The following is a 12,172-nucleotide window of genomic DNA, read 5'->3' on the forward strand; positions in this document are numbered from 1 at the left end:
GACTATTCCCCCTCTCTCTTTTTGGCGGTCGGCAGGCGGGTGCGGGACTGGTCCAGGGCGGCGACGTCGAAGGAGGGGGCAAACCCCTTCCCCCTGTTGCCGGGGGCGGCGGGCCGCTGCTCGGCCTGCACCTCCCCCAGGGTGCGGTAGCCCTTGAGGTACCAGGACTTGAGGATGGAGTGGATGTAGGAGAAGAGCACCTTGCCCTTGCGGTCGACGCAGATCTCATAGGCCGCCTTCACCACCTCGTCGGGGAAGCCGTACTCCTCCAGCCAGGTGTAGCAAAACTGCTCCTCCTTCTTGGTGAGGACCCGGTCGTGGATGCCGAAGAGGGCGCGCACCCGCTCCTGCGCGTCCCGGCTGCGCAGCAGCTTTTGGATGTGGGCGTCCGCCTTCTCCACCGTGTCGATGCCGCTCTCCAGCCAGCCGATGCCGGTGCGCTCGATATAGCCCACCTTGCAGCGGCCCACCGAGCGGCAGTAGCCCACCAGCATGAGGATCACCGCCACCGGCAGCCCGTGCAGGGCGTGGAGGCTGACGAGCATGTTGGCCTCGGTGGGGGAGATGGGGCGGCCGAAGACCGACTGGCACTCCCCCAACAAAAACTGCACCTCTTCGCTGTCGGCGGCGATGGCGTTGACCTCCTGCCGGGAGAGGCGGGTGGTGGTGCCGATGGCGGCGGTCTTGACCGGCTCGGCCTGGGGGGCCGGGGCCTCGCTGCGCACCAGCAGCCCCTGGCCGGCCCACCACTCCAGCGCCCGGTCCACCTGCAGCACGCTCAGCCCCAACTGCTGGGAGAGTTCCAGCGGGGCGATGGTGGCGGGCTGGGCGGCGAGGATATGGCAGAACACCTGGGCCATCTCCTGCGGGCAGCCGGCGGCCATCAGCTGCAGCGCCCGCTGCGGGACGGCGGCGGCCTGGGCGTAGGACTGGTAGTTGAGCTGGTACACGGCGGGCGACCCCCTTTCTGCTTGTATTGCGGGGCGGCGGCCCCGTTTATCTGCCTTCTATTATACGGGAGGGGGAGGGGTTTGTCCAAACCTATTTTTCCCTGCCGCGGCAAAGGAGGGGGGCGAAAAATCGGCCGCGCCCTCCCCTCTGGACTTTTTTGGGCTTTTGTCGTATACTTTTTGGGAAATCCATATCGAAGAGAGGGGGCGGGGCGTCGTGTCCGCCGATCTGCACTGCCACAGCCGGTTTTCCGACGGGGCCATGGAGATCCCGCAACTGCTGAAACTGGCCCGCCAGGCAGGGCTTGACCACCTGGCCATCACCGACCACGAGACCTTTCACGGCTACGACTACGCCGCCGAGCTGGCGGCGGGATACGGCCTGAAAATCATCAAGGGGATCGAGCTGTCCGCCCGGGACCCGGCCAACGGCCGCAGCGTGCACGTTCTGTGCTACCTGCCCCGGGACACCGCGGAGATCGAGGCCCTCTGCGAGCGGACCCGGCGGGCGCGGATGAAGGCCGGCTTCGTCATGGCCCGGCGGCTCTGCGCCCTCTACCCCCAGCTGACGCTGGAGGAGATCTTCGCCCGCAGCTACGACAGCGAGTGCCTCTACAAACCCCACATGATGCAGGCCCTGCAGCAAAAGGGGGTGGCAGAGGACGCCCGCTACGGCGGCCCCCTCTTCCACCAGCTCTTTGACCCCGGCACCGGCAGCTGCTTTGAGCCCATCGACTACCCCAGCGTCTACGAGGTGCTGGAGATCGCCCGCCGCAGCGGCGGCTGGGTGGTGTTGGCCCACCCCTCGGTCTACCGGAGCATGGAGCTGGCCGAGGCCCTCTGCCGGGAGGGGGCCGTGGACGGGCTGGAGATCGACCACCCCCGCAACACCGAGGCGGACAAGGCCCGGCTGCGGCAACTGGCGGCGGAATACGGGCTGCTGGTCACCGGCGGGACCGACTTTCACGGCCACGCCCCCCAAAAGGACAACCCGCTGGGCACCGGCAACACCGCCGGCGACCAGCTGGAGATCATACTGAAAGGCAAAAAGGAGAGACTGTAAAATGAAACACACCTATATCCCCAAAGGCGTTTGCTCCCGCCAGATCACCATCGACGTGGAGGACGGGATCATCAAGAGCGTGGAGTTCGTGGGCGGCTGCGCCGGCAACACCGCCGGGGTGTCCAAGCTCTGCGTCGGCCGCAAGGTGGACGACGTGATCGAGCTGCTGCGGGGCACCCAGTGCCGCAACGGCACCTCCTGCCCCGACCAGCTCTCCTACGCACTGGAAGAGACCAAGGAGTTGGTGGGCGCCTAAAGGCGGCCCACAGGCGGCAAAAGGGGGCGGGCCCTTCTCCACAGGGGAGAGGGCCCGCCCCCTTTTATTGGCCCCGTTGGCCCCCCGCCCGGACGAGGGCGGTGGCAGGGGCGGAGGAGCAGGGGTCACAGATACCGCTGCACCGACTTGGTCCAGCCCCACATCACCGCCCTTTGGGGGAGGAGTTTGGCGACCAGGTGCATCCACTTGACATAGAAGGTGCAGACCGACTGGTCCCGGCCCCGCTCGGCGTCTTTCAGGGCCTTTTGCGCCACGGGGGCAGGGGGCACCAGGCCGGGATAGCGCACCTTCACGCCCCCCACCTCCCGGGCCAGCATCCCGGTGTCCACCCAGCCGGGGCAGACGGCGGTGGCGGTGAGCCCCGTCCCCCGCATCTCCGCGTGCAGCGCCCGGGTATAGCTGCGGACAAAGGCCTTGGACGAGGCGTAGAGGTTGAGGTAGGGCACCGGCTGAAAGGCCGACTGGGAGGCGATGTTGAGGATGTGTCCCCCCGCCGCCATAAAGGGGAGGCAGACCGCGCAGAGGGAGGTCACCGCCGTGCAGTTGACGGCCACCAGCCGGGCCGCCTGTTCCGGTGAAAAGCGGCCGGTGGGGGCCAGCTCCTCCCCCACGCCGGCGCTGTTGACCAGGTAGGCGACGGCGCACCGCTGCTCCCGCAACCGGCGCTCCAGCGCCTGGGCGCTCTCCGCCGCGGCCAGGTCCAGGGACAGGGGGACGATCCGCTCCCCCCAGCGGGCCCTCAAGGCGGCCAGCTTCTCCCCGTCTCGGGCGACACACCAGATCTCGTCCAGCGGCCTCTCCGTCAACTGCTCGACAAAGGCGCGGCCGAGGCCGCCGCTGGCCCCGGTGACAATGGCAATGGTCTTCAAAATCGCTCCCCCTCTTCCCTCTCGGTGCCGCCCCGCCGTCAATGGCCGGGGCCAGCTTCTCCCCCTATCCTACACCCGCGGGCCAAAAAAGGAAAGCGGGGCCGGTCAAAGGGCCGGTCGGCTGGGCAGAGGGGCAATACCGCCGGGATGGCCAAGCCCTGTGTCGGCCGCAGGAGGGCAGCACAATCGAACCGTTGCGGGACACCCTGCGTCGAAACGACACCGCCTTCTCCGACCAGTTCTCCTGCGCGCTAGAAGAAGCCGGGGAGCCGACTGGCAGCCCACAGGCGGCAAAAGGCGGAGCGCCCGGACTCCTCCCTGTAAAGTGAAATGGTCCGGGCGCTCTTTGTCGCCCATCTCGAGCTGGTGCAGAAGCGGCAGTCCACACTGAGAAAAGGGGCTCTCAAAAAGCGCGAAGATGCCCTCTCAACCCACGGCCAACCACTGGGAATTGTACTCCACAACGTTTCGTCTTAAAGCGGCGAGATACTTCTCCCAATCGCCTTCGGCAATGCTCCACTGTTCACAGATTTCCGCGCGGGTGTAGTTGTCGGAAAGCATTTGCGCCACCCCCAATAAACGGCTACTGACTCGCCCAAGAGAAGAGAGAAAATCGTGAAAGTCCACCGCATTTTCAAAACAGTTTGTAGCACAAAAAAGCCCTGAAATGGGAATGTCGTCATCCCTGCTGGCAGAGGCATCCAAAAAAACCCGCTCTGCACGTAGGATACGGTTGTTTTTCTTTCGCTCTTCTATGAGTTCCGCCTTTACACAGAATTCGGCATAGGGCAGAAAATCGGAACGGCTTTTTATCCATGTTCGCATAGCGCATAAAAATGCCGTCTGTGCGATCAAAAAGGCATCCTCTGTGCCAACCCCTTTGCCATATTGCTTACACCATGATCTCACCGTATCCGAAAAGGCGTCGATCACGTCTATTTCCTCTATTTTGTTCACTGGCTGTTACCCACAGACAGCATGGCCGCCAAATCGGTTTTTCTGGCCTTTCTCACCCGTTTAGAGACGGGAGACTACGGAAGAAAATGGTGATTTGGATCGCATTCGCCGACCAATCTTCCCTCCCCTGCCTCTTTGAGCGGAAAAAAGGCAGGCAAAGAAATTTGAGCTTGCTCTAAAACATCTTTTAGCGCCCGGATAGAGACGGTTCCTCCTCTGGGGGTCTTGGATGCAGACCCATCGTTGTCCGGCAAAAATTCGAGACAGATCAACCGTTGCTTTGCCGAAAATAAAACCCGAACAAAGTGATTTTTATCATTTGAAAAGGCATATAAAATCGTTTTGCTGTTTAGTCGCAGTGTCCCGTCTGCCATCGCACTGACAGATAGAGATGAATATCTGCTGGCATTTGGCTGCACCACCTGAAATGACTGAAAATCGACTGAATCTATATTCATTTTAAAATTCCTTCTTTCTTGCCGCTACATCCATTGTACTGCAATAAATAAGGCATGGATACTGGCACAACCGCCATTCTTTTCGGTGGGATTCTATCTATTATTCATTTAGAATAATTATTTTTATCTACCTTATATTTATAAATCCCAAAATCAGATTGCCGACATAGGAAATCAACTTTGCCAGACTGCAACCCATGAAAGCATTCCTGCAAACGGAGAGACTGCTGTGCGCTTCTGCCCTTTATCATCCCTACACAAGGTGCAAGGCATCTTCCAAAAAGGAGGGCGACAACCTGGGCAAAAATCAAATCGCTTATGAACCCTGGAAAAAACTGCTTCCAGCGAAGCAGTCAAACAGCAACTCTAGCGCCAACTATGCCAATCCCCCACCTCAAAGTGCTCAGAAGGGGCAGTACAGACAAAAAAGGAGGGCGAACGTCGGCACCGGCCGCCGAAGAAAAACGCGCTCCCCCCCACCCCATATACAACCATTATGCTAATTGGTATTTTCCCGCAAGCTCACCCAACAGAAGACTGCGTGTGCTTTTGCAGAAACAAACCCCGGCATTTGCACAAAAATGAGGAGTCAGCCGCCTTTGAGCGACTGGCTCCTCGTTCCATTACAACAAAGGGAGCGATCCGCCCTCTCTGCACTTTACAGCCCCAACCCATCGACCCAGGCCTTTAGCTCCGTCGCCGACACACCGGCGCGAAAGCACCTGCCCTCCCGCAGGTCGGCCCCGCGACAGGAGCCCTGCAGCTCCTGGTTGGTGCGGCCCATCCCGCTGCCGCCGGAGGTGGCGAAGGGGACGATCACCTTGCCGTCCAGGCGGTAACTCTCCAAAAAGGTGTTGATGATGGTCGGCGCCAGGTACCACCAGATGGGGAACCCCAGGTAAATCACGCCGTACTCCTCCATCCCCTCCACCCGGCCGGCGATGGCCGGGCGGGAAGAGGGGTCTCTCATCTCCACGCTGCTGCGGCTGTTTTTGTCCGTCCAGTCCAAGTCTGCCGGGGTGTAAGGCCGCTCCGGGCAAATTTCATACAGGTCCGCCCCCACGGTGGAGGCCAGTGTCTTTGCCAATTTTTCGGTGGTTTTGCTGGCGCTGAAATACGCCACCAGTTGCCTGCTCATCCCGTCCATCTCCTTCTTTCTCACTGTTCTGCCCGCGGCGGCAGTTCCAGGCCGCCGACCCACTGGGCCATCTCCTCATAGGAGGTGCCGCCGGCCAGTAAGCCAGGTGACCCCTTCCCCACAGAGGAGGTGCAGCTGCTCGGCGCTGGAACCGATGTCGCTGCTGCCGGAGGTGCAAAAGGGCACCACCGTCTTGCCGCCAAAGTCGTAGCTCTCCAAAAAGGTGCTGACGATCCGGGGGGCCTGGCCCCACCAGATCGGGTAGCCCAAAAGGACAATGTCGTACCCCTCCATCCCCTCCATCCGGGCGGCGATGGCCGGGCGGGCGGCGGCGTCTCCCATCTCGACGCTGGCGCGGCTGCCGTTGTCGCTTTCATTCAGGTCGTCGGCCGTGTAGGGGATTTCCGGCTCGATTTCATAGAGGTCTGCGCCCAGGGCCTGCGCCGCATAGCGGGCCAGGGTCTCGGTGTTCCCCGTGGCCGAAAAATAGGCCACCAGCACCCGTTGCGGCCTTTCCTCGCTCTCTCCCGTCGGGGCCGACTGGCTGGGCGAGGGGTCGGACCGGCCCCCGTTTGCCGGCGCGCCGCAGCCCGCCAGGCAGCAGAGCGCCAGCACCAGTGTCAGCAAAAAGGACGATCGCTTCATCTTTGATTCCTCCCAAAGGTCCGCGCGCTGCGCGGGCCGGTCTCTGTTTTGTCCGGGGCCGCCGGCCCCTTTACAGGCTGGTCAGCACCGGGTTTCGCAGGTAGTCGTACACCCGCTTCACCTCGCTGGGCTCCCTGGGGTCCAGCAGGGTGGGGCGGCCCCTGTCCAGGGCGGCGATTTGGGCCATCTCCCCCTCGTCCAGCGCAAAGTCCCAGACGGCCAGGTTTTCCGCCATCCGCTCCCGGTGCACCGATTTGGGAATGACCGCCACCCCCTGTTGCAGGTCCCAGCGCAAAATCACCTGGGCGGGGGTCTTGCCGTGCCGCCGGGCGATGGCCGCCAGCACCGGCTCGGCGAACATCCCCCTCAGCCCCTCTGCGAAGGGGGCCCACCCCTGTGGCTGGACGCCCAGTTCCCCCATCAGGGCCAGCTCCTCCCCCCTTTGAAAGTGGGGGTGCCGCTCGATTTGGTTGACCTGGGGGGCGATTTCGGCGCTGTAACACAGGTCTAGCAGCCGGTCGGGGAGGAAGTTGCACACCCCGATGGCCCGCACCTGGCCCGCCCGGTACAATTCCTCCATGGCCCGCCAACTGCCGTAGTAGTCGCCAAAGGGCATGTGCACCAGGTACAGATCCAGGTAGTCGAGCCCCAGGTTTTGCAGGGACTCGTCGAAGGCCCGCATCGTCTGCCGGTACCCCATCTGCTGGATGTAGGCCTTGGTGGTGACAAACAGCTCCTCCCGCGGGAGGCCGCAGCGGGCGATGGCCCGCCCCACCGCCGCCTCGTTGCCATAGGAGCTGGCCGTGTCGATAAGCCGGTAGCCCACCGAAACGGCGTCCAAAACAGCCCGTTCACAGGCTGCCGGGTCTGTGATTTGGAACACCCCAAAGCCCACCATGGGCATCTCCACCCCATTTGGCAGCCGCATCCTCTCTGTCATCTCAGCGCTCTCCTCTCTCCTCGCCCCACACCGAAATGGTGACGGAGCCGCTCAAGGCCTCGATGTCCCCTTCCCCGGAGACGGCCCGCCCCAGTTCATAGAGCTGGCCGCTCCCGTCAAAGGGGCCGTAAAACAGCACCACGTCCCCCCAGGGCGCGTAGTAGGCCAGCACCCCCCGCCCGCCTTCGGCCAGGGGGGCGTCCGCCACCTCCAACTCCCGGGGCGGGTAGAATATCTTCTCGTTGGTGCTGAAGTCCTCCACCTCTACCGTCAGAGGAAGCTGGGCGCAAAGGCCCTGGGCCGCCGCGCTCCGGCCGAGCTCGTAGACGATTTCGCACCCGTCTGCGCGAACGGCGATCCTGGTGGGCTGCTCCTCCCCTTCGGCCTGCGGGGCGGTTTCCGCCGACGGCGCGCCCGCCGGGGACGGGCTCTCTGCCGCCGGTGCATGCGGGTCTGCCCCGCACCCTGCCAGGCAGCAGAGCGCTAAAACGGCCGCCAATAGATGCGCTCTCTTCACGATTGCTCGCTCCCTTCTCCCGTTTGGCCGGGCGCTCTCACCGCTGCTGGCCGGACGCCCGCTCCACCGCGCGGATCAGATAGTCCACCGCGTCCACCTTTCGCTGCACCGCGTGCAGGTCGTCCATCAAAGCCCTTCGCTGCCGGTAGAGCAGCGGCAGCCGGTCGGTGGCGCAGCGCAGGTACTGCCGCCGCGCCTCCCCCGGAAAGCCGCAGTCCAAAAGGCAGCGCTCGGTGTCGGCGGCGGAGGGTGTTTTTCTCTCCATCTCCTCTCCCTCCCTCTGCCAACAGGATACACGGGTCAGCGCAAAATAGCAAACAGTTGTTGTGCATCATTTACCATCGTTGACAGGAATGGTATTGCGGGGTATCATAAGGGCAAAACGACCCATACAGGGAGGCGAGCGAAAGATGATCGAGACCAGGCTGCTGTACTACTTTCTGGCCATCGCCAGGGAGCAAAACATCACCAGGGCGGCCGAGACGCTGCATCTCACCCAGTCCACCCTCTCCAAACAGATGATGGACCTGGAGCGGCAGTTGGGCAAACAGCTCTTTATTCGGGGGAAGCGGCGGCTGACCCTGACGGAGGAGGGCAACTTTCTTCGCAACAAGGCGCAGGAGATCTTGGAGTTGATCGGCAGCACCGAGTCAGCCTTTCACACCGAGGGGGAGATCTTGAGCGGGGACATCACCATCGGCTGCGGCGAGACCGCGGCGATGGACCGGATCGCCGCGGTCTACCAGACCTTTCACCGGCAGCACCCGGAGGTGCGGCTGCACACCTTCAGCGGCGACGCCGACTCGATTTTGGAGCGGCTGGACAAGGGGCTGGTGGACATGGGGTTGCTTCTGGGCCCCATCCGCCAGGAGCGCTTTGACTACCTGAACATCCACCAAAAGGACACCTTCGGTCTGCTGATGCCGCGGGACTGTCCCCTGGCCAAACAGGATGCCATCGGGGTGGAACAGCTCGGCTCTCTGCCGCTGATCTTGGCCGAGCAGACCTTTTCCGGCCGCCAGGACCTGGACTGGTTCGGGGTGGACAGCGCCGCCCTTCAGGTCGTCGCCACCTACAACCTCATCTACAACGCCACCTTCTTGGTGGAGCGGGGGATCGGCTACGCCCTCTGTCTGGAGGGGCTGGTGAACACCCAGGGGCGCGACCTGTCCTTCCGCCCCATCGAGCCGGAACTGTCGGTGGGGCTGTACATCGCCACCAAGAAATACCAGACCTTCTCGCCCGCCGTCAAGGCCTTTCTGGAGCAGATCCGGAAGGGGGCACGGTAGGACTTTTGTCGGGGAGAGAGGGCTTTGGAGGGAGAGAGGTGGTCAAAGACGCCCTTCTCGCCCGCTCGTCTACTGCGGGCTGTCCTGCGGCTTTGCGCGCAGATTGCCAGATCGGCAAAGGGGGGGGGAGGATGCCGACCGGCATCCTCCCCTTGTTTTCTGTCGGCTTTATATTGCGGGCATGGGCGCAAGGCGGCCCCTCCCACAAAGTGGGGGGCGTTCTGGATGCAGTGATCGATCGCTGCGCCCGTCCCGCATAAAAGGGCGCCACTTTCAGCACGGGTGCAAAAACGCAGGCACAAAGCAAAACGCACCCCACAAAGTGAGGTGCGTGACTTGAGAGCGGCAGCTTGCCGCTGGGTTTACGCTACAAAAAAGATACCCCGAAATTGGCTTTCATAATCTAGGAATGAAACCTTTCATTATCTAATAGAATTTGGAGTTCTCGTTTTTCTTTTTCAATCAGTTTTTGAAAATATGCACGAGGATTATCGCCAAAATCAGGTTTAACTCTGTTACGTATTCTGCTCTCAATATAATCCATGAGTTGATCATATTCTTTTTTAGGAAACACATTGAACAGCAGGCCATTGAGTCTATAAGGAGCATCGCAATTTATGAAAATTCGTTTTAACAGGACATCATTTGTCGCAAACAAAAATTCCTCAGGATAGTTTTCCGTGTCAGAATACAATGTACTCCACTTCGTTAAGTACGCTATGTCCCATGCTTGATTTTTACATCCAGAAACAATTTTCTCAAGGTCATCAGAGTTGGCGTTTTTTGGAGCTTTAATATACTCTTGTCCAGTAAAAAGCATGATTATATATGTCAGAAGATATTCGCTCACCAATAAATAATCATACGTCCATTGGACAAATTCTTGTACTTTTTCTATCGGTCGCTTAATTTGGTCTCTATAAAGTCGCACAGCATGAAGTAGTGAAGCAACTGCCATATCATAGTGATCTCCACCATCAGAATAGTCAACTGTTACATCGTCTGTTGGTATATTTGAGAAATTAATTGGCGGAATTTCTGTCCGCTGTCCCGTGGCAACTTGTAACCACATCTGTCCGGGATAAGCATCAAATATCTCCAAGAATTTCTGCAGTTCAAATAAACCTTTTTCTTGGGAATGTAGTTGGGAAGCTCGTTCTTGAATTGCCAGTCCCGCACTGATTGACATATCATTAAATATTGTCCATGCCATAATCACACCAATTAGTTGGGATTCCGCTTTGTTTTTCAAACTCCCCATTTCACAGAATTTCAGAAGACTACTCAGAATATTTCTATCTATGAATAGAACAAGTGTTTTCTTTCTTTTTGTGGCTGCGAATATATCATACTTTATTTTACCATCTGGTGCGATATCAGGGTGAAAAATAAGTTGTTGTTGCTGGATAGTATCCCAAATAAAATTTATACTTTCGTCATCAAAGATTATAATATCATCCATCATTCACACCTTCTTTTAATAATTATAACATTTTAGAATGATTGGTTCTATTATTTTGATGCGCTCTCTTCCTCTCTTGCACTTTCATAAAAGTCTCCTTGCCAATAATCGCTTCATGGGCGTTTTCCACTAGAAACATACTTAAATCGCCATCATTCTTCACTTGTTTTCCAGATATAAAATCCGGCGTATAGGTTTTTTGCCTCAATACCTGGTCAATGTATTTCTCATTGCTGAGCATGCGGTCAATGGTCGATGTGCTCCAAACCTCTTTGTCTGTTGCTGTCTTTATCTCATGCTCCTCCAAATATCGCTTGATTTTCCGTACACCATTCCCCTGTAAATACAAGTCAAAAATTTCGCGTACAATCTCGGCTTCTTCAGGGACGATAACCAGCACCCCATCCGGCCCTTTGGTATAACCCAAAAACTGACTGTGGTTGAGAATTGTCTTCCCGCTGCACATGCGCGCCCGAATGCCAAATTTAATGTTCTCGCTTTTGCTACAGCTTTCTTCCTGAGCCATAGCAAGAAAAATGCTGAGTGCACTGTCATTCACCTTCACGGTATCAATATCCTCCATTTCTGCATACAAGCCAATATTCATCTGTTTCCACTTCCTTATCTGTGTTAATGTTTCGACTATATCGCGTCCAAATCTACTCAATGATTTTACCAGAACGAAATCGAACGGTCCCTTCTTTCCATCTAGAATCATCTGACGATAGCCCGGTCTATTTTTGGTTCTTAGAGCAGAACCGACATCAGAATAATTTTTTACAAACTACCGTTTGGATTCTCCCGAATCATTGTTTCAAAGTAAGATTTTTGTATTTCAAGGCTTCCCAACTGCTCTGGATGATTCGTACTGACTCGGCAGTAAGCTGCAACCCGTAATTTTTCTTGCTCGTGAGAGAAAAGAATTGTTTTTGGTATCATAGAAAAGCCCTCCATGCCCAAAGTATAGCATGGAAAGCATCTTTCTATTTGAAAACGTGAAAAAGCTACATTTTGATTTCTCAAAATGTAGCTTTTAGCTTGGTTGGACCGGCAGGATTCGAACCTGCGGAATGACGGAGTCAAAGTCCGTTGCCTTACCCCTTGGCGACGGTCCAATAAAATGTTTAAAGCTGTGAAGGTCGTTCACAGCTTTAAACACACATATGGGGTGGATAGTGGGATTCGAACCCACGATCTCCAGAGCCACAATCTGGCGTTCTAACCAAGCTGAACCATACCCACCATAATGGCGCGCCTAAAGAGACTCGAACTCCTGACCCACTGCTTAGAAGGCAGTTGCTCTATCCTGCTGAGCTATAGGCGCATAGTTGTGGCGACTGCCGCCCTTGTGGCAAACCGGCAGGAGCGCTGGAGCGGGTGATGGGAATCGAACCCACGTAGCCAGCTTGGAAGGCTGGAATTCTACCATTGAACTACACCCGCATGTGGCAGCGATAGTTAGTTTACCACATTGGCCCCCTTTTTGTCAAGACAATTGGGGCACAAAATTAAGGCGTTCGCGAGACAGATGCGAGACGGCGGTCGGGGGGACATCCTCTCCCCCACCCCCTTCCCCACAGCCGCAAAAAGCGCCCCAGCGGGGTCAA

At 58.2% G+C, this 12,172-nt stretch carries 15 protein-coding genes, 4 tRNA genes and 1 pseudogene; 3 read left to right on the plus strand and 17 right to left on the minus strand.

The window, feature by feature from the left end; translation table 11 throughout:
• Positions 1-2: 2 nt before the first annotated feature.
• Complete coding sequence (locus ACTNAU_RS00440) at positions 3-950, minus strand: DnaD domain protein (protein WP_044993393.1); 948 nt, start codon at positions 948-950, stop codon at positions 3-5.
• 217 nt (positions 951-1,167) lie between these two features.
• Here ACTNAU_RS00440 and ACTNAU_RS00445 point away from each other — a divergent pair, with 217 nt between their 5' ends.
• Complete coding sequence (locus ACTNAU_RS00445) at positions 1,168-2,013, plus strand: PHP domain-containing protein (protein WP_185916479.1); 846 nt, start codon at positions 1,168-1,170, stop codon at positions 2,011-2,013.
• A 1-nt stretch (position 2,014) separates the two neighbouring features.
• Complete coding sequence (locus tag ACTNAU_RS00450) at positions 2,015-2,269, plus strand: TIGR03905 family TSCPD domain-containing protein (protein ID WP_021661194.1); 255 nt, start codon at positions 2,015-2,017, stop codon at positions 2,267-2,269.
• 125 nt (positions 2,270-2,394) lie between these two features.
• Here ACTNAU_RS00450 and ACTNAU_RS00455 read toward each other — a convergent pair whose 3' ends face one another.
• The 8 genes from ACTNAU_RS00455 to ACTNAU_RS00490 all read right to left on the minus strand — a co-directional run bounded on the left by ACTNAU_RS00455 (position 2,395) and on the right by ACTNAU_RS00490 (position 8,079).
• Positions 2,395-3,159 carry an SDR family NAD(P)-dependent oxidoreductase gene (locus ACTNAU_RS00455; protein WP_441097197.1) on the minus strand — a complete coding sequence of 255 codons (765 nt, stop codon included), beginning with the start codon at positions 3,157-3,159 and terminating at the stop codon, positions 2,395-2,397.
• A gap of 426 nt (positions 3,160-3,585) precedes the next feature.
• Complete coding sequence (locus tag ACTNAU_RS00460; protein ID WP_216402029.1) at positions 3,586-4,116, minus strand: hypothetical protein; 531 nt, start codon at positions 4,114-4,116, stop codon at positions 3,586-3,588.
• A gap of 74 nt (positions 4,117-4,190) precedes the next feature.
• Positions 4,191-4,574: a hypothetical protein gene (locus ACTNAU_RS00465; RefSeq protein ID WP_441097198.1), complete on the minus strand. Its 384-nt coding sequence runs from the start codon at positions 4,572-4,574 to the stop codon at positions 4,191-4,193.
• A 658-nt stretch (positions 4,575-5,232) separates the two neighbouring features.
• The gene (locus ACTNAU_RS00470) at positions 5,233-5,712 is read right to left on the minus strand and encodes a flavodoxin (RefSeq protein ID WP_216402027.1); all 480 of its coding nucleotides are present in this window, start codon (positions 5,710-5,712) and stop codon (positions 5,233-5,235) included.
• A gap of 75 nt (positions 5,713-5,787) precedes the next feature.
• Positions 5,788-6,357: a flavodoxin gene (locus ACTNAU_RS00475; RefSeq protein ID WP_441097199.1), complete on the minus strand. Its 570-nt coding sequence runs from the start codon at positions 6,355-6,357 to the stop codon at positions 5,788-5,790.
• A 70-nt stretch (positions 6,358-6,427) separates the two neighbouring features.
• Complete coding sequence (locus ACTNAU_RS00480; RefSeq protein ID WP_441097200.1) at positions 6,428-7,297, minus strand: aldo/keto reductase; 870 nt, start codon at positions 7,295-7,297, stop codon at positions 6,428-6,430.
• Position 7,298: 1 nt separating this feature from the next.
• Complete coding sequence (locus ACTNAU_RS00485; protein ID WP_441097201.1) at positions 7,299-7,814, minus strand: cyclophilin-like fold protein; 516 nt, start codon at positions 7,812-7,814, stop codon at positions 7,299-7,301.
• Between the two features lie 37 nt (positions 7,815-7,851).
• Positions 7,852-8,079 carry a hypothetical protein gene (locus tag ACTNAU_RS00490; protein WP_441097202.1) on the minus strand — a complete coding sequence of 76 codons (228 nt, stop codon included), beginning with the start codon at positions 8,077-8,079 and terminating at the stop codon, positions 7,852-7,854.
• 145 nt (positions 8,080-8,224) lie between these two features.
• Here ACTNAU_RS00490 and ACTNAU_RS00495 point away from each other — a divergent pair, with 145 nt between their 5' ends.
• Complete coding sequence (locus tag ACTNAU_RS00495) at positions 8,225-9,103, plus strand: LysR family transcriptional regulator (protein ID WP_441097203.1); 879 nt, start codon at positions 8,225-8,227, stop codon at positions 9,101-9,103.
• Between the two features lie 403 nt (positions 9,104-9,506).
• Here ACTNAU_RS00495 and ACTNAU_RS00500 read toward each other — a convergent pair whose 3' ends face one another.
• The 8 genes and pseudogenes from ACTNAU_RS00500 to ACTNAU_RS00535 all read right to left on the minus strand — a co-directional run bounded on the left by ACTNAU_RS00500 (position 9,507) and on the right by ACTNAU_RS00535 (position 12,008).
• Positions 9,507-10,565, minus strand: coding sequence for a hypothetical protein (locus tag ACTNAU_RS00500; RefSeq protein ID WP_441097204.1), 1,059 nt, complete (start codon positions 10,563-10,565; stop codon positions 9,507-9,509).
• A 22-nt stretch (positions 10,566-10,587) separates the two neighbouring features.
• Entirely contained in the window at positions 10,588-11,091 is a 504-nt protein-coding gene (locus ACTNAU_RS00505; protein WP_441097314.1) for a recombinase family protein, read from the minus strand.
• Positions 11,077-11,286, minus strand: a pseudogene (locus tag ACTNAU_RS00510) (recombinase family protein); the annotation flags it as partial. The gene ACTNAU_RS00505 and the pseudogene ACTNAU_RS00510, both read right to left, overlap by 15 nt.
• A gap of 56 nt (positions 11,287-11,342) precedes the next feature.
• Positions 11,343-11,504, minus strand: a complete 162-nt coding sequence (locus ACTNAU_RS00515; RefSeq protein WP_441097205.1) for a hypothetical protein — start codon at positions 11,502-11,504, stop codon at positions 11,343-11,345.
• Between the two features lie 100 nt (positions 11,505-11,604).
• A tRNA-Gln gene (locus ACTNAU_RS00520) sits at positions 11,605-11,680 on the minus strand.
• 49 nt (positions 11,681-11,729) lie between these two features.
• Positions 11,730-11,807, minus strand: a tRNA-His gene (locus ACTNAU_RS00525).
• Positions 11,808-11,812: 5 nt separating this feature from the next.
• Positions 11,813-11,889: transfer RNA gene (locus ACTNAU_RS00530), tRNA-Arg, on the minus strand.
• Positions 11,890-11,934: 45 nt separating this feature from the next.
• Positions 11,935-12,008, minus strand: a tRNA-Gly gene (locus tag ACTNAU_RS00535).
• Positions 12,009-12,172 lie beyond the last annotated feature (164 nt).

The sequence above is a fragment of the Bittarella sp. HCP28S3_D9 genome (assembly GCF_052065655.1).
Taxonomy (GTDB): domain Bacteria; phylum Bacillota; class Clostridia; order Oscillospirales; family Ruminococcaceae; genus Bittarella; species Bittarella massiliensis.